The organism is Streptomyces sp. ME19-01-6 (genome assembly GCF_033793745.1).
In the GTDB taxonomy this organism is placed as follows: Bacteria; Actinomycetota; Actinomycetes; order Streptomycetales; family Streptomycetaceae; genus Streptomyces.
In genome coordinates this window covers 25229-48123 of the sequence record NZ_JARAXF010000049.1, presented here as the reverse complement: position 1 = coordinate 48123, position 22895 = coordinate 25229, and the positions used below count along the sequence as shown (strand labels likewise).

Here is a 22895-nt window from a genome sequence, read left to right as displayed (position 1 = left end):
AGCCCATCACGCACGGCCGACCGGCTCTCGCCCAGAGTGAAATGGATCACCCATTGGGGTGAACTGTCAGGCGAGGACCGTGTCCAGCCAGGCGGGGTCGAGCTCACCCTCGGCGACGATCACTGCCGGGCCGGTCATCTCCACCGTCCCGTCCGGAAACTCGCTGATCACCAGGCGTCCGCCGGGGACGTCCACGGTGTAGGTCACGGGGTGGCCGTCGGCAGCGGGGTCGGCGCCGTCCCGCCGGGCGGCGGCCACCATCACGGCGCAGGCGCCGGTGCCGCAGGAGCGGGTCTCGCCCGAACCGCGCTCATGCACCCGCATCGCCACATGGCGCGGGCCGCGGTCGACCACGAACTCGACGTTGGTGCCGTGCGGATACGCGGAGCCGGGGGTCACGGCGGGAGGGTCGAGCAGGCGCCCCGCCTGGCCGAGGTCGTCGATGAACGCGACCGCGTGAGGATTGCCCATGTCCACATGGCGGGCGGGCCAGTTGTGCTCGCCCACGGTGACCGTGACCGGGCCGTCGGGGCCGGGCTCGGGCAGCGAGGCCTTGCCCATCCCGACGGTGATCGCCCCGCCGGTGCTGTCCGCGCCGCCGAGGTCGTCCTTGGCGATGTGGATGTGGCGCACTCCGGCCCGGGTGGCGATCACCAGATCACCTGCCTCGACGAGCCCGGCCCGCTCCAGATAGCGGGCGAAGACACGGACGCCGTTGCCGCACATCTCGGCGATGCTGCCGTCGCTGTTGCGGTAGTCCATGAACCATTCGGCCTCGTCGGCCATGTCCCGCGCCTCGGGGTGCGCCGAGGACCGTACGACACGGATCAGCCCGTCACCACCGATGCCGGCCCGACGGTCGCAGATACGGGCGACGGCGGCCGGGGGCAGCTCGAGCCGTCCGTCCGGGTCGGGGACGATGACAAAGTCGTTCTCGGTGCCGTGGCCCTTGAGAAAGGCCGGGCGAGGCGCGTCACTCATCCCTCGATCCTACGGGGCGCCCAGGACAACCGCCCGGACAGGGCTCCGCTGCCGGCAGGGCTCAGCGGAGGCGGGCCACGCGCCAGAAGGTGAGGGTGGCCAGCACCGCCACGACCAGCACATACAGCACGACGAACCGCCAGTCGGGGCGGCGCCCGGAGCCCCGGGGCGGCAGCCCGGGCCAGGTGTAGCCCACACGGCGGGCGGCCATCAGACCCCACCCTGCGGCGCAGCAGCTGAGCAGCAGGCCGAGCATGGCGACCACCGCCCCGCCGTCGCCGAACTCGAAGGCGAGCGGGAAGGCGAACATCAGGGAGCCCAGGATGGCGAGGCCCACGATCGGCGCGATCTGCCAGATCCGCAGTCGGCGGGGCGGGCGCAGCTCGCTGAAGGACTCACCGGCGGCGGGGAGGCCCTCAGTGCCGTCGTCGATGGCCGGGGCGCCGGGCTCACCGGGCACCGCGTCGTCGTCCGGACCGTCGGAGGCGAGGTCCGGACCGTCGGAGGCGAGACCGTCGGAGGCGAGGTCCGGACCGTCGGAGGCGAGCGGTCCCGGATCGCCGTGGGGCGACTGCCGCGATGCGTCGCGAGGGCCGGCCTCCATCGCCACCCGCCCTCCCAACTCCTGAACAACAGCACGATCGGAGCTCGATGATGGCATGCTCGTGGGGGCCGGTATGGCACACGGAGCGTCCCGATGCCATCACGTGATCAGGCTGTGACCGCCCGATCGACCAACGCCAGCGCGTCCGGCAGAAGCGCTCCGCGACGGGTTGCCGCGCCGCTGAGCCAGTGGACGCGCGGGTCGCGGCGGAACCAGGAGTCCTGGCGACGCGCGAACCGTTTGGTGGCCCGCACGGTCTCGGCGCGCGCCTGGTCCTCTCCGTACTCCCCGGCCAGCGCCGAGAGCACTTGCTGATAGCCCAGCGCGCGGGAGGCGGTGCGCCCGGCGCGCAGCCCGGCGCCCTCCAGCCGCCGTACCTCGTCCACGAGGCCGGCCTGCCACATGCGGTCCACGCGCCGGGCGATCCGCTCGTCCAGCTCGGGGCGCTCGACGTCGACGCCGATCTGCAGGGTGTCGTAGACGGCCTCATGGCCCGGCAGATTGGCGGTGAAGGGGCGGCCGGTGATCTCGATGACCTCGAGCGCCCGGACCACCCGCCGGCCGTTGCTGGGCAGGATCGCGCGGGCCGCCTCCGGGTCGGCGGCGGCCAGCCGGGCGTGCAGCGCCCCCGAGCCCAGCTCCGCCAGCTCGGCCTCCAGCCGGGCCCGGACGGCCGGGTCCGTGCCGGGGAACTCGAGGGCGTCGATCGCCCCGCGGATGTACAGCCCCGAGCCGCCGACCAGGACGGGGGTGCGGCCCTCCGCGAGCAGCCGGTCGATCTCGGCGCGGGCCAGCCGCTGGTACTCGGCGACGCTGGCCGTCTCGGTGACGTCCCAGATGTCCAGCAGCCGGTGCGGCACCCCTTGCCGCTCCTCCTCGGTCAGCTTGGCGGTGCCGATGTCCATGCCCCGGTAGAGCTGCATGGAGTCGGCGTTGACCACCTCGCCGCCGAGGTGGCGGGCGAGAGCGACGCCCAGGTCGGACTTTCCGGCCGCGGTGGGACCGACGACGGCGATGACGCGGGGTGGAGGGCCTGCGGTATTCACCGGACCAGTCTCGCAAACCCTGGACGGCCTACTCGAACGAGCGACGTGACGGAGCACTTCCGGGGTCGCTGCCTGAGCGGCACGCGATATCGCCCGCACGAGTAGGGTATGGAGAAGCATATGGGTGTTTTTGATTGGTTTCGTCGAGCTTCCAAGGAGGCGAGCCGACCGCCCGAGGCGTCAACCGAGCAGGCCCAGGCCGACACTCTGCCGGCCGGAGCGGCGGTCGGCCAGGCTGACGAGAAGACGCGGGGACACGGCGAGGCGGATGCCTCGGCGGGCGAAGGCATCGGCATTCCGAAGCAGCAGTCCAAGCAGGAGGCCGATACCGCGCGGGAGGCCGTGCGCGATCCTGAACAGGAGACGGCGCCGGAGGCCGGGCGGGAGCTTTCCGGCGGCGCGGACAACGAGACCGACGAAAGCGCCCGCCGATAGTCATTGACCGAGGGAAGGTGGCCCATGAGCGTGCTGGACAACCTCAAGGCCAAGGCCGGAGTCATGAAGGACAAGGCCGTCGGCTTCACACGGCAGCATGAAGAGAAGATCGAGCGAGGCCTGGACAAGGCCGTCAAGACGGTCGACACCAAGACCAAGGGCAAGTACCGCGACAAGCTCGAAACCGGTGCGGACAAGGCCAAGGGCGCCCTCGGCCGCTTCTCCCACCCGCAGGAGGGCGAGGGCAAGGCCAAGGGCCACGGTCGCCCCAGCGCCTGAGCCCCACCGGTGCACGGCCGCGGAGCAGCCGCTCCGCGGCCGCGCCCGCGTTCACTCCCGGCCCGCCGCCCACCGCGCCGGCCAGGCCCGGACAGGCGCCCGCCCCCGCGGCCGTTACGACCGGATCGCGACGCGCTACGACCACATCGCGACGAAATACCCCACGCCGTACGGCGCTTCCTCATACCGCAACTCCCCCTTCAGCGCGGCCCCCTCGCCCGCGCCCGCGAGCACCTGCAACGGCGCCCGGCCCGCCGCCTTCAGCTCGGCCGCCAACTCCTCGTCCAGCGCGGCGAGCGCGCCGACGTCCGCCGCGCCCAGCGCCCGCGCCACCTCCGCGTCGAAGGCGGCCGCCCGCTCGTCGAGATAGCCCGGAGCCTTCAGTGACCGGCACGCGCTGCCGTCGCCCATCACCAGCAGCGCGACCCGCTCGGCCTGTGCCGCCAGTTCCCTTCCGACTTCTCTACACCGCTCGGCCGCCAGAGGTTCCCCCACCCCCAGCCCTTCGACCGGCGCCGCCTGCCACCTCGCGCGCTCCAGCAGCCACGCGGCCACGGCCAGCGAAGGCGGCAGCGTCCGCTCGGACGCCTCGGGCGCGACCTCGGCCCAGCCCCCGAGCCGTACGCCCAGGTCCACCCCGAAGCCCTCGAAGGACCCGGGCGTGCCCTGGGGGTGCGGGCCCCGCCCGTCGCGCTCCGCGGGCCCGACGACGATCAGCCGCTCGGGCCGCGCCGCGGCCAGCACACCGACCGCGTCCAGGCACGCCGCGCGCAGCGTGTCCAGCTCACCGGCCGCCCCGGCGGCGACCTCGGGCACCAGGAGCGGCGGGCAGGGGCAGACAGCGGCGGCGATGAGCATGATCGCCAGCCTATCCGGCGGGCTCGGGCCGGGGCGCCGAGTCCCACAGCAACTCGGCCACCCGGAACCGGTAGCAGTAGTTGCCCGTCGCGGCCTCCAGGACCATCAGGAAGACATCGCCGTCCCGGTACACCAGCTTCCGGTACGGGTTGACCGGATGCCTCGGCTCGTAGCGCAGCGTGCGCTCGCGCAGCGCCTGCAGGGCCTCCTCCCGGGTCCCTCTGATGTGCGCCAGCGAGGTGACCGAGTGGTTCCTGGCGCCCGGGCCCACGATCTGGAGGTAGTCCTCCATGAGCAGGCCCCACCACGTCGTCACGTCATCCCCCGTCATGCCGTCCCCCGTCACGCCATCTCCCCCGTTCGGATCCCCATCGCTGTCGTGCAGTCGTGCAGTCGCCCAGTCGTACGTTCGCTCAGTCGCAGCCGCAGCCCGCGGCGGGCGCGGGCACCGGCGGCGGGGCGCCGACGGTCGGCAGGCCGAGCATCACGCCCGCGGGCTTCTTCTCCTCGGCCGCGTTGCGCCGCTCCCACGCGTCGCCCGCGCGGGTGTGCCGTACGCCCCTGGCCGGGCCCTCGGCAAGCAGGTGGTGCGGTGCGGCGTAGGTGATGTCCACGGTGACGACATCACCCGGACGGACGCTCTCTTCGGGCCGCGCGAAGTGGACGAGGCGGCTGTCGGGGGCGCGGCCGGACAGCCGCTGGGTGGCGCCGTCCTTGCGGCCCTCGCCCTCGGCGACCAGCACCTCCACGGTCCGGCCGATCTGCTTCTTGTTCTCCTCCCAGGAGATCTCCTCCTGAAGGGCGACCAGCCGCTCGTAGCGCTCCTGCACGACGGCCTTGGGCACCTGCCCGTCCATCTCGGCGGCGGGCGTGCCGGGCCGCTTGGAGTACTGGAAGGTGAATGCCTGGGCGAAGCGAGCCTCGCGCACCACATGCAGGGTCTGCTCGAAGTCGGCGTCGGTCTCACCGGGGAAGCCGACGATGATGTCGGTCGAGATCGCGGCGTCCGGCATGGCGGCGCGCACCTTCTCGATGATCCCGAGGTAGCGCTCCTGCCGGTAGGAGCGGCGCATCGCCTTCAGCACGGCGTCGGAGCCGGACTGGAGCGGCATGTGCAGCTGGGGCATCACGTTCTCCGTCTCGGCCATGGCGGCGATGACGTCGTCCGTGAAGTCGCGGGGGTGCGGCGAGGTGAAGCGGACGCGCTCCAGGCCGGGCACCTTCCCGCAGGCGCGCAGCAGCTTGCTGAACGCCTCGCGGTCGCCGATGTCGGATCCGTACGCGTTCACGTTCTGGCCGAGCAGGGTGATCTCGCTGACGCCCTCGGCGACCAGGGCCTCCACCTCGGCCAGGATGTCGCCCGGACGGCGGTCCTTCTCCTTGCCGCGCAGCGCCGGGACGATGCAGAAGGTGCAGGTGTTGTTGCAGCCGACGGAGATGGACACCCACGCGGCGTACGCCGAATCGCGCCGCGTCGGAAGGGTGGAGGGGAAGGCCTCCAGGGATTCGGCGATCTCGACCTGGGCCTCTTCCTGGATCCGGGCGCGCTCGAGCAGCACCGGCAGGCTGCCGATGTTGTGGGTGCCGAAGACCACGTCGACCCAGGGGGCCTTCTTGACGATGGTGTCGCGGTCCTTCTGGGCCAGACACCCGCCGACGGCGATCTGCATGCCGGGGCGCCTGGCCTTGATCGGCGCCAGCCGGCCGAGATTGCCGTACAGCCTGTTGTCGGCGTTCTCCCGCACCGCGCAGGTGTTGAACACCACGACGTCAGCGAAAGCCTCGTCGCCCTCGCCCGCGCTCCCGGGCGCGCGGACGTAGCCGGCCTCCTCCAGGAGGCCGGAGAGCCGCTCGGAGTCGTGGACGTTCATCTGGCACCCGTAGGTGCGCACTTCGTAGGTCTTCAAACCGGCTACCTCACTGCTGCTCACCCATCCAGGGTAAGGGGCCGCGATCAGGCCACCGTCCCGAATCGGGAAGGCCGTCCGTGCGGCCCCGACGGCCCCGACTCCCCATGGGACCGGGAGGACTGTCATGATCCTGTCTCATGGCCGTCCGTCTTCCCCGCCTCGGCCGGCGCCGCGCGCTGCAGTCCGCCGCCGCCGGAGCCGTCGCGCTCGCACTGCTCCTGTGGTGGCTGCTGCCTATCGGGGGCGACGAGTCGCCCCAGGGCCGAGTGACCTTCGCGACCGGTGTGCCCACCGGCGTGTACGAAACCTACGGCAAGATGCTGCGCCGCGACCTCGCCCGGGACCTCCCCGACCTGGACGTGACCCTGCAGCGCACCAAGGGGTCCCCGGACAACGTCCGGCGGCTCGCCGAGGGCCGGGCCACGTTCGCCATCGCCGCCACCGACGCGGTCGCCGCCTACCGCGAGCAGGGCGGCGAGGGCGCCGACCGGCTGCGCGCCTGCGCGCGGCTGTACGACGACTACATGCAGCTGGTGGTGCCCAAGGGCTCCCGAGTGCGGTCCGCCCGGGACCTCAAGGGGCTACGGGTCGGCGTCGGCGAGGACGACTCGGGCGTACAGCTGATCACCAAGGCGCTGCTCAAGGCCGCCGGACTCGACATGGACAAGGACGTCAAGGCCGTGCGGAAGGGCATCGACCGGATGCCGGGCCTGCTGAAGGCCGGAAAGCTGGACGCGTTCTTCTGGTCCGGCGGGCTGCCGACGACCGCCGTGCGCACCCTGGCCCACGACTATCCGATCCGGCTCGTCCAGCTCGGCGACCTCATCGGCCCGCTGCACCGCCAGGGCGGCGTGACCCGCTACTACCGGGCCGCGTCCGTGCCCGCCGACGCGTACAAGGACATGCGCCAGCAGGACGCCATCAAGACGATCGCGGTGCCGAACCTCCTGGTCACCACGGACCGGGTGGACCCCGCGCTCGCGGAGGCCGTCACCCGGACCGTGATAGAGAACCGGGACCGCATCGGCTCCAAGGTGCACGCGGCGCAGAAGGTGGACCTGCGCACCGCGATCTACACCGACCCGCTGGAACTCCACACGGGCGCGGCGCGCTACTACCGCTCGGTCAAGCCGTAGGGCCCGCCACCCGCACCCCGCGCCCCCTTACTGCGGCCCGGTGCGCGGCACGGTGATGGTCACCCGCAGCCCGCACGGCTCGTTGGGGGCGTACGCGATGGAGGCGCCGCCCGCGGCGAGCAGCGCCCGGGAGATCGACAGCCCCAGGCCGGAGCCGTTGATGTTTTGGTGGCGGCCGCTGCGCCAGAAACGGTCGCCTATGCGCGCGAGCTCGTCCTCGGTGAGGCCGGGGCCCCCGTCGGCGACGACGATGGCGACCGTGTCCCCGTCCGGCTGGGCGGAGACCACCACCTCCGCGCCCGCCGGCGTGAACTTCACGGCGTTGTCCACGACCGCGTCCAGCGCGCTGGACAGCGCCACCGGGTCGGCCCAGCCGGCCACGGCCGCCAAGCCCTCGTAGGAGAGGCGGACGCCCTCGCGGTCGGCGACCGGGAGCCAGGCGTCGACCCGGTCGGCGGCGAGCTCGGCGATGTCGGTGGGCCCCAGGTCGGTGGTGGAGTGCTCGGCCAGGGCCAGGTCCAGAAGGTCGTCCAGGACCTGGGCGAGGCGCTTGCCCTCGGTGCGCACCGAGGCGATCTCTTCGTGGCCCTCGGGCAGGTCGAGGGCCAGCAGCTCGATGCGCAGCAGCAGCGCGGAGAGCGGGTTGCGCAGTTGGTGGGAGGCGTCGGCGACGAAGGCCCGCTGCTGTTCGAGGACTTCCTCGACGTTGTCGGCCATCTCGTTGAAGGAGCGGGCCAGGCGGCGCAGCTCCGGTGGCCCGGAGGCGGCCGCGACGCGGGACTGCATGCGCCCGGTGGCGATGTCGTGGGTGGCCGTGTCGAGGATGCGTACGGGGCGCAGCACCCAGCCGGTGAGCCGGAAGGCCGCCCCGACCGCCAGGAGCATCGCGGCCGCCTCCCCCGCGCCGATCAGCAGCCAGCCGTGCAGGGTGCGCGACCGCATCTGCCCGGTGGGCGAGTCGGTGACCACGACGGCCACCACGTCGCCGTCGCGCACCACGGGGGAGGCGACGGTGAGCCTGCCCCGCTGCCAGGGCCAGACCTGGTCCGGGTCGTGGCTGCGGCGGCCCTGGAGGGCCTCGTCGAACGCCTCGGCGCCGTCGCCGTCTCCGGGGAGCCGCCAGTCGTCCGGCGCCTGGGCCATGGGCCTGCCGTTCCGGTAGTAGACGCCGGCCCGGATGCCGTACAGGTCGTGGTAGCGCCGGAGTTCGGCCCTCAGGGTGCTCAGCCGTTCGTCGTCCTCCGCGGTGGTGGCGGCGGCCGTCGGACCGGCCGTGACGAACTGGGCGAGCGCGGCGAACCGCGCGGTGTCGTCGATCCGGTCGACGACCACGCGCTGCTGTTCGCGGGCGGCCACGCTGCCGGCCAGCGGGAAGCCGAGCGCCAGCAGCACGCCGGCCATGAGGACGATGAGGAGCGGGAGAAGTCGGGTACGCACGGGGAGAAGTCTCGCGGTTCCTCAGTTGGCCGGTGACACCAGGCGGTACCCGACGCCGCGGACCGTCTCGATCAGCGCGGGCATGCGCAGCTTGGAGCGGAGCGAGGCGATGTGCACCTCAAGGGTACGCCCGGTCCCCTCCCAACTGGTGCGCCACACCTCACTGATGATCTGCTCGCGGCGGAAGACGACGCCGGGGCGCTGGGCGAGCAGCGCGAGCAGGTCGAACTCCTTACGGGTGAGCGAGATGGTCACGTCGTCCACCGCGACCTGCCGGGTGGCCAGATCGAGGGTGACGGGGCCGATCCGCAGCGGGGCATTGCGGCTTTCAGGACCCTCCTCGGCGGTAGGGGCGGGGTCGGCCGGCAGCGTGCGCCGACTCACAGCGTGGATCCGGGCGAGCAGCTCCATGGTGTCGTAGGGTTTGACCACATAGTCGTCGGCACCGAGGTGGAGACCATGGATGCGGGATCTTACATCCGCCCGCGCGGTCACCATGATCACAGGAGTGGTGGTCCGCTTGCGGATGCGGCCGCACACCTGGAAGCCGTCCTGGTCCGGCAGGCCGAGGTCGAGGAGCACGACACCGAACGGCGGCCCCGAGTCGGGCAGCAGCGCTCTGAGCGCCTCCTCACCGTTTCTGGCGTGCGTGACTTCGAAACCGTGCCTCGCGAGCACCGCGGACAGAGCCGCGGCGACGTGGTTGTCGTCCTCGACGAGCAGCAGTCTCACCGACCCCTCCACCACCTTTCCACAGAGTGGCGCATGTGTTTCGCCAACATGGCCACAGGGCATCCACGCCCAGTGGGCCCGTGCCAGTCAAGACGCATCTAGTCACACTTAGGTTTCCGTTACGTAGCCGGTACGACAGTCTCGGACCTCGTTCACACAGAGTGTCGCTCCGCCGCCGGATCGTTATCCTCAATTTCCGCTCAGATGTAATGACGCTGGTCTCGGCGGCCCCCTAAGGTCCTCCCAACCGAGGAGGACGGAGCGAAACGCCGAATGAGCGAAGTACCGGTGACCAAGGACGCAACTCCGGTTGCGGACGCGTTGGTTGCGCTGTCAGGAGTCAACAAGCACTTCGGCGCGCTGCATGTGCTCCAGGACATCAACCTGAACATCGCACGGGGCGAAGTGGTCGTTGTGATCGGCCCTTCCGGGTCCGGCAAGTCGACCCTCTGCCGCACCATCAACCGCCTGGAGACGATCGACTCCGGCACCATCACGATCGACGGCAAGCCACTGCCTCAAGAGGGCAAGGAGCTCGCCCGGCTGCGCGCCGACGTAGGCATGGTCTTCCAGTCGTTCAACCTTTTCGCGCACAAGACCGTGCTCGAAAACGTGATGCTGGGCCAGCTGAAGGTGCGCAAGACAGACAAGAAGTCCGCCGAGGAGAAGGCCCGCACGCTGCTCGACCGAGTGGGCGTGGGCAAGCAGGCGGACAAGTACCCCGCGCAGATGTCCGGCGGTCAGCAACAGCGCGTGGCCATCGCCCGGGCGCTGGCCATGGACCCGAAGGCGATCCTGTTCGACGAGCCGACCTCCGCGCTCGACCCGGAGATGATCAACGAGGTGCTGGACGTCATGCAGCAGCTCGCCCGGGACGGCATGACGATGGTCGTCGTCACCCACGAGATGGGCTTCGCGCGGTCCGCGGCGAACCGGGTGGTCTTCATGGCCGACGGCCGGATCGTCGAAGAGGCCAAGCCGGAGGAGTTCTTCAACAACCCCCGCAGCGACCGGGCCAAGGACTTCCTGTCGAAGATCCTTCACCACTGAGGCCCACACCCGGGTTCCCAAGCCCACCCCTGGCTCCACCACTGAGCCCCGCACGGCTCACCCAAGTCTTCACACACGCACAACAAAACTTGAGGGATGCACGATGAGAATTCGTAAGACGGCCGCTGCGGCTTCGGTGGTTCTGGCTCTGGCGGCGACCGCTGCCTGCGGTGGCAAGGAGGGGAACGCCGGTGACAAGCCCAAGGGTGGCGAGGTCGTCAGCGGCAAGTACACCGTCGCCAAGGACGTGAAGCTGGACTCGCCGACCCTCAAGGCGGCCCAGAAGCGCGGCAAGCTCATCATCGGCGCCAAGGCCGACCAGCCCTACCTCGGCTTCGAGGACACCACCGGCAAGCGCTCCGGCTTCGACATCGAGATCGCCAAGATGGTCGCCGCCGACCTGGGCTTCTCCGAGGACCAGATCGAGTTCAAGACGGTCGACTCCAACGTCCGCGAGACCTCCATCTCCAAGGGCCAGGTCGACTACTACGTCGGCACCTACACCATCAACGACGAGCGCAAGAAGCAGGTCGGCTTCGCGGGCCCGTACTACGTGGCCGGCGCGGACCTGCTGGTGCGCAAGGACGAGAAGGACATCACCGGCCCGGAGTCCGTCAAGGGCAAGAAGGTCTGTTCGATCGTCGGCTCCACTCCGCTGCAGGAGATCAAGAAGTCGAAGTACGGCGCCAAGACCACCGAGCTCGGCAAGTACTCGCTGTGCGTCAAGAGCCTGCTGGACGGCCAGGTGGACGCCGTCACCACCGATGACGCGATCCTCAAGGGCTACGCGGCCCAGCGCCCGAGCAAGCTCAAGGTCGTCGGCAAGCCGTTCACCGAGGAGCCCTACGGCGTCGGCATGAACAAGGACGACAAGGCGCTGCGCGACGCGATCAGCGACGCGCTCGAGAAGCACATCAAGAACGGCGACTACGAGAAGGCGTACGAGGGCACGCTCGGCAAGTCCGGCTCCGCCTACGTCGCCCCGAAGACGCCCCTGCCGCGCTACTGAGCCGGTTCTCCCCGTACGCCCTGAAGCCGGTGCGATCCGTCGTGCTGCCCTGACCGCTAGCGCGGAGAACAGATGAACCTACTCTTCGATTACTTTCCTGAGTTCCGCGACGGGTTCCTCGGAACCCTGTCGCTCACCGCGGCCAGCGCGGCGCTCGCCCTCATCCTCGGCATCATCATGGCCGGCTTCAGGGTGTCCCCCATTCCGCCGCTCCGTGCCTTCGGCACCGCCTGGGTCACCCTGCTGCGGAACACCCCGCTGACCCTGCTGTTCCTGATCACGTTCTTCGTGATCCCCCAGATCCTCTTCCCCGGGACGAGCCCCTACAGGCTCGCGGTGGGGGCGCTGGGCTGCTACACCTCGACGTTCGTCTGCGAGGCTGTGCGCTCCGGCATCGGTACGGTGCCGATCGGACAGGCCGAAGCGGCCCGGAGCCTGGGGATGACCTTCTTCCAGACGCTGCGGATGATCGTCCTGCCGCAGGCCACACGGACCGTGATCCCGCCGCTGAGCAGCATATTCATCGCTCTGACCAAGAACTCCGCCATCGCGGGCGTCTTCAGCAACACCGAGCTGTTCAACGTCTCGAAGCTGCTGAGTGACAAGGGATATCCGATCGGCTGGATCTTCCTGTGGATCGCCCTCGCCTACTTGGTCATCACCTTCTCCATCAGCGGACTCTTCCGACTGATTGAACGCCGCATGGAGGTGGCCCGATGAGCGCAAGCGTCCTGTACGACTCACCCGGCCCCAAGGCCCGTATCCGCAACCGCGTGTACTCGGTCATCGGCACTCTCGCCGTGATCGGCCTGATCGCCTTCGTCATCGTGCGACTGAACGACAAGGGCCAGTTCGCACCCGAGATGTGGGACATCTTCAATTACAAGGGTGTCCAGAACGACATCATCGACGGCCTGCTGACCACCCTCCAGGTGTTCGCGGTGGCCGCGGTGCTGTCGCTGTTGCTGGGCGTGGTGCTGGCCGTCGGCCGGCTCTCGGATCACAAGGCGGTCCGCTGGTTCGCGACCGGCTTCATCGAACTGTTCCGGGCCATCCCGCTGCTGATCACCATCTACGCCCTGTGGGTGCTCTTCCTCACCTACAGGAACGATCTGGGATTCACCGGCGACGGGACTGAGTTCTGGGCCCTGGTCGTCGGCCTGACCGTCTACAACGGCTCGGTGCAGGCCGAGGTGTTGCGGGCGGGCATCAACTCGGTGCCCAAGGGGCAGCGTGAGGCCGCCTACGCCCTGGGCATGCGCAAGACCCAGGTCATGATGACGGTCCTGATCCCGCAGGGTGTCCGCGCAATGCTGCCGACCATCATCAGCCAGCTGGTGGTCACCTTGAAGGACACCTCGCTCGGCTTCGCAATCACGTACGCGGAGCTGCTGTACCAGATCCAGCAGATCGCCGGCAACACTGTCGTCAACGACGACAACCCGTACATCCCGTTGATCATCGTCGGCGGTGCCATCTACGTGGCCCTGTGTATGGCGCTGTCCGCCCTGGCCAACTGGATCGAGCGGCGCGGCCGGCGCGCCAAGAGCGGCATCGCGGTCGCCCCGGCCGAGCAGCCGGTCGCGGCGGGAGACGCGCTGGACGTCGTCGATCAGTCCCAGGTCGCCGGACCGGTCGACACGGCGGCGAAGAACTGACCGTATACCCGGTCTGGTATCTGGTCCGACGGGGGCGGTGGCGCACGCGCCACCGCCCCCGTCGCTTGACGCGGGGACCCGCAGTGGGTTGCATACTTTGTGTGATCGCGCACCGGGTTTCAACGGCCAGTTTCCTCAACTCACGCACGTCCCTCAGGGCCACGGGAACCGCGCCGTGGACCCGGTGATCATCGCCGGGGCGGGCCCGGTCGGCCTCGCCCTGACCCTCGCGCTCGCACGCGCCGAGGTGCCCGTCATCCTGCTCGACGAGAGCCCGGGCGAGGACGAGCGCCGCCCCGCCCGTACGGCCGTGCTGCGCCCCGACACCGCCGCCCTCCTGGAGCGGCTGGGCTGCCGGGCGGCCCAGGCGGCCGTGCCGTGGAACGGCTGGCGCACGATGCGGCGGCGGCAGGTCGTCCGGCGGCTGACCCTGGTGCCCGACGGGCTGTTCCCCCTGGGATCCGCGGACGGCCGGAACGGCCGCGGCTACGACGTCGGCTACGTCCGTGACGACGGCTTCATCCGTGACGACGGCGCTGGCGGCCACGGCGGCACCGGCGGCGGGCCGGAGGGCGACGAGGCGGAGGAGCCGGAGCTGCCCTCGCCGCTGCACCTGCCCCAGCACGAGCTCACCCGCGCCCTGCGCGCCGCGCTGGCCACCGTCCCCGGCGAGGACCTCGTACGGATCGTCTCCGGCACCCGCGTCGATGCCCTGGAACAGGACGCCCGGGGCGTCAGCGTCCACACCCGGGGCGCCCAGAGCACCTGGTGGCGGGGCAGTTACCTGATCGGCTGCGACGGGCCGCGGTCCACCGTCCGCAAGCTCCTGGGCGTGCGTTTCCCGGGCCGCACCGCGGTGGAGCGGCACGCCGTCGCCGCGCTGCGCGCCGAACTCCCCTGGCCCGGCGAGGCCGTACTGCACCGCTCGCCGCCGTGGCGCACCGTCGACGCGGAGGTGACCGCCCGCCCGCTGCCGCGCGGCGTCTGGCGGCTGGACTGGCTGCTGCCGCCGGGCCGCGACCTGGTCACGCCGGACGCGCTCCTCGCGCGGGTGCACGACACCCTCACGGGGTGGTGCGGCGACCCCGCGCCCCCCTACGAGCTTGTGGACACCGGCGTGCACACCGTGCACCACCGGCTCGCGCGCCGCTGGCGCGTCGGCCGCGCCTTCCTCGCCGGGGACGCCGCCCATCTGCTCGGCGCGCTCGGCACCCAGGGGCTCGACGAGGGGTTGCGCGACAGCGGCAACCTCTCCTGGAAGCTGGCCCTCGCCTGGCACCAGGGGGCGACGGACGCGCTGCTCGACAGCTATCAGGCCGAGCGGCGCGGTGCGGTGAGCGCCCGGCTGCGCGCCGCGGACCAGGCGCTGCCGCTGGTGCGGGCGTCCGGCGGCTGGCATGCGGTGCGGCGCTCCGTACTGCCCGGCGCGGTGCGCGCCCACGACGCGCTGCTCACCGACGGTCACCTGGGGCGCGGCCCGCTGGGCGAGCCGCCGGTCCACAGCCGCTCGCCCCTGATGCCCGCGGCGCCCCCCGAGGGCTCGGTCACGGTCGACACCGAGATCGGCGCGCCCGCCGCCGATGTGCCGGTGACCGCGTCGGACGGGGCGCTCACCCGGCTGCGGGCGCGGCTGGGACGAGAGTTGCTGGTCGTCCTCGTCGCTCCCGGAACGGGGGTGTGGGACCGCCGTCACTGGCTGCGTGCGGGGCTGATGCCACGGCTGGCGGCGGCGGTCGCGGCGCTGCCGGTGCGGGCCGAGCTGCTGGTCGCCGAGGAGTACCCGGGGGCCCCGGCCCACACCGTGCTGCTGGTGCGGCCCGACGGGCATCTGGTCGCGGCGCTGACCGGGGTGCGCCCGGCCGAGCTGTACGCGTGCGCGGACGCGGCGCTGGGCGGGAAGGCCGCGCGAGGCGGCGCCGCCGACGGGCCGTCGGTGGAGGCGGAGGCGACGGCGCACCGGTAGGGCGGCGCGCACGGCCTGCGTGGCGGCGTGCGCGTGGGGGTGCGTGGCGGTGTGCGCGGCGGAGTGCGCGGCGGAGTGCGCGGCGGAGTGCGCGGCGGGTGCGTCCGAGGAGTGGACAGCAGTAGTTGACCTTGCTTTCCGGCCCGTGGTTGAGTACGCCCTGTGACTGACGCTCAGCTGCCGCGCTTCTGGCGGAGGGTCCATGTGGACCTCGTCCGCTACGCGGGCTGCGTCTGTCGCCCCTCCTGTTGATCGGCTTCTTTCCCGCGCGGCTCGGGCCGCGCCCCTTTCGCGATCACTCAGGACGGTCTCAGTGCCCGACGTACGCACTTCCTCCCTCGCCCAGCCCTCGGCGGCCGCCCCGCCCTCCGCCGACACCGTGCCAGGCCCGGCCGAACTCCTCGAATTCGCCCGCCGCACGGCCGCCGACACCGCGCTCGTCGACTCGCTCCCCCTCGACCCGGAGGGCCGCACCTGGCTGCGGCTCGACGGGCCCGGCGGCAGCGAGGCGTGGCTGATCGGCTGGCCTCCCGGCACCGGCACCGGCTGGCACGACCACGGCGGCTCGCACGGCGCGTTCGTCGCGGCGGCCGGTGAGCTGCACGAGCAGTCGCTCACCGCGCGCCTGCCCACCGAGGGCTGGAAGACCCTCGAACTGGCCGACGACGTCGACCGTGAGCGGCGGCTTCCCGCCGGAGAGGGGCGGGCCTTCGGCCCGCACCACGTACACGAGGTGCTCAACACCTCCACGGAGCGGCATGCCGTGTCGGTGCACGCCTATTACCCGCCGCTGCCGCTGATGCGCCGCTACAGCCGCACCGGACAGGTGCTGCGGCTGGAGCAGATCGAGCGGCCGGGCGAGTGGGAGTGACCTGATGAGCGCGAAGCGGAGCATCGATGAACTGCTGGCCGAGGCCCGTGTCGGCCTCGACCGCCTCGGGCCCGCGGAGGCCGCGGCGGCGCAGGCCGAGGGCGGGCTGCTGGTGGACATACGGTACGCCGCGCTGCGGGAGCGCGACGGGATCATCCCGGGCGCGCTGATCGTCGAGCGGAATGAGCTGGAGTGGCGGCTCGACCCGCTGTGCGACCACCGGCTGCCCGAGGCCACGGACCACGATCTGCGGATCGTGGTGGTGTGCAACGAGGGATACGCGTCGAGCCTCGCGGCGGTGTCGCTGCGGCAGCTCGGGCTGTCCCGCGCCACGGACCTGGTGGGCGGCTTCCAGGCGTGGCGCGCGGCGGGCCTGCCGGTAAGCCCGCACTCCTGAGTCCTCACTCCTGAACAACCGACCGGCCCCGGAGGCTTTCCGAGGGCCGGTCGGGGCCCTGCCGACCGGCGTCTTCATAGTCGGTCACGCCCCTCTCGCCCTCGCGCCATCCCCTGCGTCGAGCAGACGCCGCTATGCGTCGGGCAGATGCCGCTCCAGCAGCTCCGGGTCCTCCCCCTCCTCCTCCAACGCGCGCCGCACCACCCTCAGCGCCACCACCTCCGGATAGCCCTTGCGCGCGAGCATCCCGGCCAGTCGGCGCAGCCTCTTCTCCCGGTCGAGGCCGCGGGTGGCCCTCAGCTTGCGCTCCACCAGCTCACGGGCGGTGCGCTCCTCCTGCTCCGCGTCGAGCTGCCCCACGGCCTCGTCGATCAGGGCCGAGTCCACGCCCTTGGTGCGCAGCTCGCGCGCGAGCGCCCGGCGGGCGAGGCCCCGGCTGTGGTGGCGGGACTCCACCCAGGCGTCCGCGAACGCCGCGTCGTCGATCAGCCCGACGTCCTCGAACCGGGACAGCACCTCCTGCGCCACCTCGTCGGGGATGCCTCGGGTCCGCAGCGCGTCCGCGAGCTGTCTGCGGGTGCGCGGGGTCCCGGTGAGCAGGCGCAGACAGATCGCCCGTGCCTGCTCCTCCGGGCTGCGCGGCGGCCCCTGCTCGGCCCTCGACGAGGAGGGGCCGCCGCTGTCCGGGCCGGCCGGACGGCCTTGGCCGTCCGGCCAGTCGGTCCGCCGCGTCACGGTCAGCTCTTGGCCGCGGCGGTCTTGACCGCCTTCGTTCCGGCCTTGGCCGCCGTGGCGGGCGCCGCCTTCACCGGCGCGGCGGAAGCCGCGGCCGGGGCGGCCGCGTCGGCGCCGGGCTCGACGACCGGCTCCTCCCGCTTGACGCCGATGCCCAGCTTCTCCTTGATCTTCCTCTCGATCTCGTTGGCGAGGTCGGGGTTGTCCTTGAGGAAGTTCCGGGCGTTCTCCTTGCCCTGGCCGAGCTGGTCGCCCTCGTACGTGTACCAGGCGCCGGACTTGCGGACGAAGCCGTGCTCGACGCCCATGTCGATCAGGCCGCCCTCGCGGCTGATGCCCTGGCCGTAGAGGATGTCGAACTCGGCCTGCTTGAAGGGCGGCGCGACCTTGTTCTTGACGACCTTGACGCGGGTGCGGTTGCCGACCGCGTCGGTGCCGTCCTTGAGGGTCTCGATGCGGCGGATGTCCAGGCGCACCGAGGCGTAGAACTTCAGCGCCCGGCCACCGGTCGTCGTCTCGGGGGAGCCGAACATGACGCCGATCTTCTCGCGAAGCTGGTTGATGAAGATCGCGGTGGTCTTGGACTGGTTGAGCGCGCTGGTGATCTTACGGAGCGCCTGGCTCATCAGCCGGGCCTGCAGACCGACGTGGGAATCGCCCATCTCGCCCTCGATCTCCGCCCGCGGCACCAAGGCGGCGACGGAGTCGATGACGATGAGGTCGAGCGCGCCGGAGCGGACCAGCATGTCGGTGATCTCGAGCGCCTGCTCACCGTTGTCCGGCTGGGACAGGATGAGGGAGTCGGTGTCCACTCCCAGCTTCTGCGCGTAGTCCGGGTCGAGGGCGTGCTCCGCGTCCACGAACGCGACCGCGCCGCCGGCCCGCTGCGCGTTCGCCACCGCGTGGAGAGTCAGGGTGGTCTTACCGGAGGACTCGGGACCGAAGACCTCCACCACACGGCCGCGCGGCAGGCCGCCGACGCCCAGGGCGACGTCGAGCGCGGTCGATCCGGTGGGAATCACCTCGATCGGCTCGTTCGGCCGCTCGCCCATGCGCATCACTGCGCCTTTGCCGAATTGCCGTTCAATCTGTGCGAGCGCGGCGTCGAGCGCCTTCTCGCGGTCGGTTCCTGCCATGGGTTCCACCCGGTTTGCTTGAGTCGATCGCTTCACGTCCACGACGCTAACCTCTGCCACTGACAAGCGGCCCGGACGTCCTCGGCCTGTGGATAACTCAGGCGAGATCCACCATGAGAATGGATGTTCGAATTTTGTGTCAACCACGCCGTTTCAGCGCGTCCCGCGCCCGTGCGAGGGCCGACATGCCGCGCCGCCGCGTGCGGCCCTGGACCCGCGGGTCGTCCGTCACGTCGTACCGCTTGATGTAAGCGCCGAGGAACGCCTGCAGCGTCGCGGTCGCCGGGATCGCGATCAGGGCGCCCACCGCGCCGAGCAGCGCGGTGCCCGCGATCACCGAGCCGAACGAGACCGCCGGGTGGATGTCCACCGTCCTGGCGGTGATGCGCGGCTGCAGCAGATAGTTCTCGAACTGTTGGTAGACCACGACGAAGACCAGCACCCACAGCGCGTACCAGGGCTCGACGGTGAACGCGATCAGCATCGGCAGGGCGCCCGCCAGATAGGTGCCGATGGTCGGGATGAACTGGGAGATCAGCCCCACCCAGACGGCCAGCGCCGGGGCGTAGGGCACGCCCAGCCACTCCAGCAGGACGTAGTGCGCTATGCCGGAGATCAGCGCCATCAGGCCGCGCGAGTAGATGTAGCCGCCGGTCTTGGCGACCGCGATCTCCCAGGCGCGCAACACCTCGGCCTGCCGGGTCGGCGGCAGCACCGAGCACAGGGCACGGCGCAGCCGGGGGCCATCGGCGGCGAAGTAGAAGGCGAAGAGGGTCACCGTCAGGACCTTGAAGAGCCCCCCGAGGACCTGGGCGGAGACGTCCAGCACGTTGTTCGCGCTGTTCTTGACGTAGCTCTGCAGCCAGTCCGAGTGGAGCACACTGTCCTGGATCTCGACCCGCGACAACTCGGTGTGGAAAGTCTCATTGGCCCAGCTCACCAACTGATCCAGATACTTCGGGAACTCCTCGACCATGGTCATGATCTGGTCGGCGAGCATCGATCCGAGCAGGGTGAAGAACCCCGCGACGCCGACCAGGATGCCGAGGAAGACCAGCCCGGTGGCCACCCCCCGGCGCACGCCGCGCGCGGCCATCCGGTCCACCGCCGGTTCGACGGCCAGCGCGAGGAAGAACGCGACCAGGATGTTGAGGAGCAGTCCGGTCAGCTGGTCGAAGGCCCAGGTGGCCAGGTGATAACAGGCCACCAGGGCGAGCGCGAGGACCATGGCACGCGGCAGCCAGCGCGGCATGGGCGCGCCGGGCCGCGCCTCGCGGGCGGCGGCCTGGGGGCCGACGGGGACGCCGTCGGCGTCGGGCGGGAGGGTCTCTTCTGCTGGGGCCACTGGGCAAGTGTGGCGTACCCCGGTGAAAGATATCCGGCCACCCCGCGAACTCCGGGCTCACGGGCCCGGCGGCCGCTCAGCGCCTGTCGGCCGGAATCTCCAGGGCGGCGCACACTCCGCGCCAGACGGCCTTGGCGTCCCAGCCGGCGTCCAGCGCCTGGTGCACGGTACGGCCGCCGAGCTCGGACATCACATGATCGCGCGCGAAGGAGTCCGCGTACGCCTCGCCGAAGTAGTCCGCCATCCGCTGCCAGAAATCCGTCAACCGCATGCGATCAGTATCGCGCTCCTGGGGGTGCAGTCGGACGCGAGCCGCCGTGCGCCAGGGCTTTCCGGCCTACGGTCGGCCCATGGACCGATCCGCAGCAGCCCCCTCCTCCTCACTGGCCCGCGCCGAGCAGTTCGTGTGGCTGACCGCCCGGGTGCTCGAGCAGCGCAGATTCGCGTACCACTTCCTGGGTGGCGGCGCCGACCCGGTCGAGACCGCGCTGGCCGCGTACCTGGGTGACGACGGGGGCTACGGCCACGCCCTGGAGCCGGATCTGCGCGGCCCGCACAGCCGGCCGCAGCACGCCGCGCACGCGCTGCGCGTCCTGGACGGGATCGGCCGCTGCGGGGGACGGCGCGTGGAGCTCCTGTGCCGCTATCTGACGGAGATCACCACCCCGGACGGCGCGCTCCCGGCGCACCGCCCCGCGCCGCCCGGCACCGCGGTGGCCTCCTGGAACCCCGCGGCGGACGGCTCGGCCGGAAATCTGCTCGCGACCGGTCCGGTGGTGGGGCTGCTGCACCGCAACGACGTGTGGCACGCCTGGCTGTTCCGGGCGACGGACTTCTGCTGGGCGGCGGTCGCGGCGTTGGAGGAGGGCGCGGCGCCCCGGCCGCACGAGGTACTGGCGGCCGTCGCCTTCCTCGACGGCGCGCCGGACCGCCCCCGCGCGCTGGCGGCGGCGGAGCGGCTCGGCCGGCGGGTACGCAAGCAGGGGCTGGTGGTGCTGGACCCCGACCCCGAGCGCACCGAGGACCACCCGCTGCCCGAGGGCCGCGCCCCGGGCGAGCGGATCCACGTATACGAGGTGGCGCGCACCCCCGACTCCCCGGCCCGCCCGTGGTTCACCGACGCCGAGGTGGAGCGGTCGCTGGACTTCCTCGCGGACTCCCAGTGCGAGGACGGCGGCTGGCCCCTCCGCAGGCACCCGCGGGCTTCCGGGGCGGCCCTGGAATGGCGGCCGATCGTGACCATCGAGGCCCTGCTGACGCTGCGCGCGTACGGCCGCGCTTTCGGCTAGAGGGCCCGTACGCCCGCGGTGACGACCACGGCGACGGCGACCACCACCAGAAAGGGAGCGCGCAGCACCAGGGCGATCGCCGCCGCGCCGAGCCCGGCCGCCCGCGCGCCCAGGACCAGGTGCTGCCCGTCGCCGAAGGTCTGCTGGGCGGTGAGGGCGGCCAGCAGTGCGACGGGGAGCAGTGCGGCGAGGCGGCGGACAACAGGGCGCTCCAGGGCGCCGGCGGGCACCGACAGGCCCAGCAGTTTGGCCAGGTAGCACCCGGCCGCGGTGACGCCGATGGCGATCCAGGTGCTCAACGGACCCCGCCCTCCCCAGTGGCCCGCCGGGCCCGCAGGCCGTGTACGGCGAGGACGGCGGGCGCGGCGAGCGCCGCCACCAGGACCGGCACGCCGGCGGGCAGCAGCGGCAGGCAGCCGAGGACGAGCAGCACCCCGAGGCCGGCCGCGGCCCGCTCGACCGTGCCGCGGAGCATGGGGGCCAGCAGGGCGAGGAAAACCGCCGGGCCCGCGGCGTCCAGGCCCCAGGCCGCGGTGTCGCCGAGCGCGGCCGCCCCGAGGGCGCCGACCAGCGTGGTCAGGTTCCACAGGGCGTACAGGCTCAGGCCGGTGACGGTGAAGCCGAGCCGCGCGGTGCGCCGGTCGGACTGCGCGAGGGCGACGGCGGAGGTCTCGTCGATGACCCAGTGGGCGGCCAGGGGGCGCACCGACCGGGGCAGGCCGAGGAGGCCGGACAGCCGCAGCCCGTAGAAGGCGTTGCGCACGCCCAGGAAGAACGCGCCCGCGGCGGCGGTGAGCGGATTGCCACCCGCCGCCAGCGCGCCGACGAGGGCGAACTGCGAGGCGCCGGTGAAGACGAGGAGGCTGAGCGCACAGGTCTGCAGGACGCTGAGGCCGGCGCCCGCCGACGTCACGCCGAAGGCGAAGCCGGAGAGCCCGACCGCGACCCCGACTCCCAGCGCGTCGCGGATCACGGCCGCGCTCGCGTTGGGCTCGGAGCCGGTTCCGGGCCCGGAGCCGGTCTCCGAGCCGGTACGTATGTCGATCTTTTCTGCCACGCCCCGCACAGTAGGAGACCGGATGGCGCCCGGTCTTGTACGTTCTTGCAGCTCCCCAGCGGGTCATGGGACGAGCGCTTCGCCTACGGCCTGGCCGCGCTCCTCAGCCGGTCGGCGGCGCGCTCGCGCCGATAGGCGCCCGGGGGCACTCCGACGATCCGGGTGAAGTGCCGGTTCAGATGGGGCTGGTCGGAGAAGCCGACGGCGACGGCGGCCTCGGCGGGCGCGGCCCCGCCGTCCAGCAGGCGGCGGGCCCGGCGCACCCGGGCGTCGGTGAGCCAGGTGTGCGGCGGCATGCCATAGGCAGCGCGGAAGGCGCGCAGGAGCGCGAAGGAGCCCGTGCCGAGCTCGACCGCCAGCTGCTCGAGGGTGGGCGGGTCCGCCATCCGCTCCTCGAGGATCTCGCGGGCGCGCACCACCATGTGCGCGCCCGCTGTGCGCGCCGCGCGCGCGGGGAGCGGGCCGCCGTGGTGACGCAGCAGGCGAGCGACGGCGACGCGCAGCAGGCTGTCGGCGGCGAGCGCGTTGTCTTCCTCGGCCGCCCGGTGCACCTCGCTGATGAGGTGCGCGGTGTGCGCGTCCTCGACCAGGGTCTCGGCGAACCCGACCGTACCGCGGACCGTGGTGACCTCGGCCGCGATCTCGGTGATCACCGACGCGGACGGATAGAGCGTGGCGTAGGCCCACCCCTCCGGCACCCCGGCGCGCGCGGAGTGCGGCACCTCCGGATTGATCAGGACGACGGTGCCCGGACCGGCCCGCTCCGTGCGGCCCGGCAGCCCGACCTCCTCCACCCCGCGGGTGACCGCGCCGAACACATATCCTTCGTGGGAGTGCCGGGGGAAGCTGTGGTGCACATAGCGGGCCCGCAGCAGGTCGAGACCCGGCAGCCCGGTCCAGCGCCAGTGCCGCGCCCACTCCCCCGCTCGCTCCCCTGCCCCCCTGGTGTCCATGGGGTCATTGTGCG

The 22895-nt window shown here is 71.8% G+C and carries 26 protein-coding genes and 1 pseudogene; 12 read left to right on the top strand and 15 right to left on the bottom strand.

The window, feature by feature from the left end; all coding sequences use genetic code 11:
• Positions 1-66 precede the first annotated feature (66 nt).
• The 3 genes from dapF to miaA all read right to left on the bottom strand — a co-directional run bounded on the left by dapF (position 67) and on the right by miaA (position 2631).
• Positions 67-981 carry a diaminopimelate epimerase gene (gene dapF / locus PV419_RS49810; protein ID WP_319700656.1) on the bottom strand — a complete coding sequence of 305 codons (915 nt, stop codon included), beginning with the start codon at positions 979-981 and terminating at the stop codon, positions 67-69.
• Positions 982-1042: 61 nt separating this feature from the next.
• Positions 1043-1585, bottom strand: coding sequence for a hypothetical protein (locus PV419_RS49805; protein ID WP_319700655.1), 543 nt, complete (start codon positions 1583-1585; stop codon positions 1043-1045).
• 107 nt (positions 1586-1692) lie between these two features.
• On the bottom strand, positions 1693-2631 hold the full coding sequence (gene miaA / locus PV419_RS49800; protein WP_319700653.1) for a tRNA (adenosine(37)-N6)-dimethylallyltransferase MiaA: 939 nt from the start codon (positions 2629-2631) through the stop codon (positions 1693-1695).
• A 108-nt stretch (positions 2632-2739) separates the two neighbouring features.
• Between miaA and PV419_RS49795 the strand changes: the two genes are divergently transcribed.
• Positions 2740-3066, top strand: coding sequence for a hypothetical protein (locus PV419_RS49795; RefSeq protein WP_319700650.1), 327 nt, complete (start codon positions 2740-2742; stop codon positions 3064-3066).
• Between the two features lie 24 nt (positions 3067-3090).
• A complete protein-coding gene (locus PV419_RS49790) occupies positions 3091-3345 on the top strand; it encodes an antitoxin (protein ID WP_319700648.1) in 255 nt (84 codons plus the stop codon).
• Positions 3346-3480: 135 nt separating this feature from the next.
• Here the strand turns inward: PV419_RS49790 and PV419_RS49785 are convergent, their stop codons facing one another.
• From PV419_RS49785 to miaB, 3 genes are all read right to left on the bottom strand, one after another.
• Entirely contained in the window at positions 3481-4203 is a 723-nt protein-coding gene (locus PV419_RS49785; protein ID WP_319700645.1) for a class III extradiol dioxygenase subunit B-like domain-containing protein, read from the bottom strand.
• Positions 4204-4213: 10 nt separating this feature from the next.
• Entirely contained in the window at positions 4214-4534 is a 321-nt protein-coding gene (locus PV419_RS49780) for a hypothetical protein (RefSeq protein ID WP_319700643.1), read from the bottom strand.
• 82 nt (positions 4535-4616) lie between these two features.
• Complete coding sequence (gene miaB / locus PV419_RS49775; protein ID WP_319700641.1) at positions 4617-6134, bottom strand: tRNA (N6-isopentenyl adenosine(37)-C2)-methylthiotransferase MiaB; 1518 nt, start codon at positions 6132-6134, stop codon at positions 4617-4619.
• 116 nt (positions 6135-6250) lie between these two features.
• Between miaB and PV419_RS49770 the strand changes: the two genes are divergently transcribed.
• Positions 6251-7249, top strand: a complete 999-nt coding sequence (locus tag PV419_RS49770) for a TAXI family TRAP transporter solute-binding subunit (RefSeq protein ID WP_319700640.1) — start codon at positions 6251-6253, stop codon at positions 7247-7249.
• Between the two features lie 27 nt (positions 7250-7276).
• Here PV419_RS49770 and PV419_RS49765 read toward each other — a convergent pair whose 3' ends face one another.
• Positions 7277-8686, bottom strand: a complete 1410-nt coding sequence (locus PV419_RS49765; protein ID WP_319700638.1) for a HAMP domain-containing sensor histidine kinase — start codon at positions 8684-8686, stop codon at positions 7277-7279.
• Between the two features lie 21 nt (positions 8687-8707).
• Complete coding sequence (locus tag PV419_RS49760; RefSeq protein ID WP_319700636.1) at positions 8708-9418, bottom strand: response regulator transcription factor; 711 nt, start codon at positions 9416-9418, stop codon at positions 8708-8710.
• A 273-nt stretch (positions 9419-9691) separates the two neighbouring features.
• Here PV419_RS49760 and PV419_RS49755 point away from each other — a divergent pair, with 273 nt between their 5' ends.
• From PV419_RS49755 to PV419_RS49725, 8 genes are all read left to right on the top strand, one after another.
• Positions 9692-10468 carry an amino acid ABC transporter ATP-binding protein gene (locus PV419_RS49755; protein ID WP_319700634.1) on the top strand — a complete coding sequence of 259 codons (777 nt, stop codon included), beginning with the start codon at positions 9692-9694 and terminating at the stop codon, positions 10466-10468.
• A 103-nt stretch (positions 10469-10571) separates the two neighbouring features.
• Positions 10572-11477 carry a glutamate ABC transporter substrate-binding protein gene (locus PV419_RS49750; RefSeq protein WP_319700632.1) on the top strand — a complete coding sequence of 302 codons (906 nt, stop codon included), beginning with the start codon at positions 10572-10574 and terminating at the stop codon, positions 11475-11477.
• Between the two features lie 72 nt (positions 11478-11549).
• Positions 11550-12197 (top strand): amino acid ABC transporter permease, encoded by a 648-nt coding sequence (locus tag PV419_RS49745; protein WP_319700630.1) that lies wholly within the window; start codon positions 11550-11552, stop codon positions 12195-12197.
• On the top strand, positions 12194-13135 hold the full coding sequence (locus tag PV419_RS49740; RefSeq protein WP_319700628.1) for an amino acid ABC transporter permease: 942 nt from the start codon (positions 12194-12196) through the stop codon (positions 13133-13135). Before PV419_RS49745 ends, PV419_RS49740 begins: the two co-directional genes overlap by 4 nt.
• 175 nt (positions 13136-13310) lie before the next feature.
• On the top strand, positions 13311-15098 hold the full coding sequence (locus PV419_RS49735; protein ID WP_319700627.1) for an FAD-dependent monooxygenase: 1788 nt from the start codon (positions 13311-13313) through the stop codon (positions 15096-15098).
• 162 nt (positions 15099-15260) lie between these two features.
• Positions 15261-15350, top strand: a complete 90-nt coding sequence (locus PV419_RS53630; protein WP_415925545.1) for a putative leader peptide — start codon at positions 15261-15263, stop codon at positions 15348-15350.
• Between the two features lie 61 nt (positions 15351-15411).
• The gene (locus tag PV419_RS49730; protein WP_319700625.1) at positions 15412-15969 is read left to right on the top strand and encodes a cysteine dioxygenase; all 558 of its coding nucleotides are present in this window, start codon (positions 15412-15414) and stop codon (positions 15967-15969) included.
• Positions 15970-15973: 4 nt separating this feature from the next.
• Positions 15974-16366 carry a rhodanese-like domain-containing protein gene (locus PV419_RS49725; protein WP_319700623.1) on the top strand — a complete coding sequence of 131 codons (393 nt, stop codon included), beginning with the start codon at positions 15974-15976 and terminating at the stop codon, positions 16364-16366.
• 132 nt (positions 16367-16498) lie between these two features.
• Here PV419_RS49725 and recX read toward each other — a convergent pair.
• From recX to PV419_RS49705, 4 genes and pseudogenes are all read right to left on the bottom strand, one after another.
• Positions 16499-17179, bottom strand: a pseudogene (recX, locus tag PV419_RS49720) (recombination regulator RecX); the annotation flags it as partial.
• On the bottom strand, positions 17104-18237 hold the full coding sequence (recA, locus tag PV419_RS49715; RefSeq protein ID WP_319700622.1) for a recombinase RecA: 1134 nt from the start codon (positions 18235-18237) through the stop codon (positions 17104-17106). The pseudogene recX and the gene recA, both read right to left, overlap by 76 nt.
• Before the next feature lie 139 nt (positions 18238-18376).
• Positions 18377-19582 carry an AI-2E family transporter gene (locus PV419_RS49710; protein WP_319700619.1) on the bottom strand — a complete coding sequence of 402 codons (1206 nt, stop codon included), beginning with the start codon at positions 19580-19582 and terminating at the stop codon, positions 18377-18379.
• Positions 19583-19658: 76 nt separating this feature from the next.
• Entirely contained in the window at positions 19659-19853 is a 195-nt protein-coding gene (locus PV419_RS49705; protein WP_319700617.1) for a DUF3046 domain-containing protein, read from the bottom strand.
• Between the two features lie 79 nt (positions 19854-19932).
• Between PV419_RS49705 and PV419_RS49700 the strand changes: the two genes are divergently transcribed.
• Positions 19933-20871 carry a hypothetical protein gene (locus PV419_RS49700; protein ID WP_319700614.1) on the top strand — a complete coding sequence of 313 codons (939 nt, stop codon included), beginning with the start codon at positions 19933-19935 and terminating at the stop codon, positions 20869-20871.
• Here PV419_RS49700 and PV419_RS49695 read toward each other — a convergent pair.
• From PV419_RS49695 to PV419_RS49685, 3 genes are all read right to left on the bottom strand, one after another.
• Positions 20868-21170 (bottom strand): AzlD domain-containing protein, encoded by a 303-nt coding sequence (locus PV419_RS49695; RefSeq protein ID WP_319700612.1) that lies wholly within the window; start codon positions 21168-21170, stop codon positions 20868-20870. The genes PV419_RS49700 and PV419_RS49695 overlap by 4 nt on opposite strands.
• The gene (locus PV419_RS49690; protein ID WP_319700669.1) at positions 21167-21910 is read right to left on the bottom strand and encodes an AzlC family ABC transporter permease; all 744 of its coding nucleotides are present in this window, start codon (positions 21908-21910) and stop codon (positions 21167-21169) included. The genes PV419_RS49695 and PV419_RS49690 overlap by 4 nt, the downstream gene beginning before the upstream one ends.
• Before the next feature lie 101 nt (positions 21911-22011).
• A complete protein-coding gene (locus PV419_RS49685; protein ID WP_319700611.1) occupies positions 22012-22881 on the bottom strand; it encodes an AraC family transcriptional regulator in 870 nt (289 codons plus the stop codon).
• Between the last annotated feature and the right edge of the window lie 14 nt (positions 22882-22895).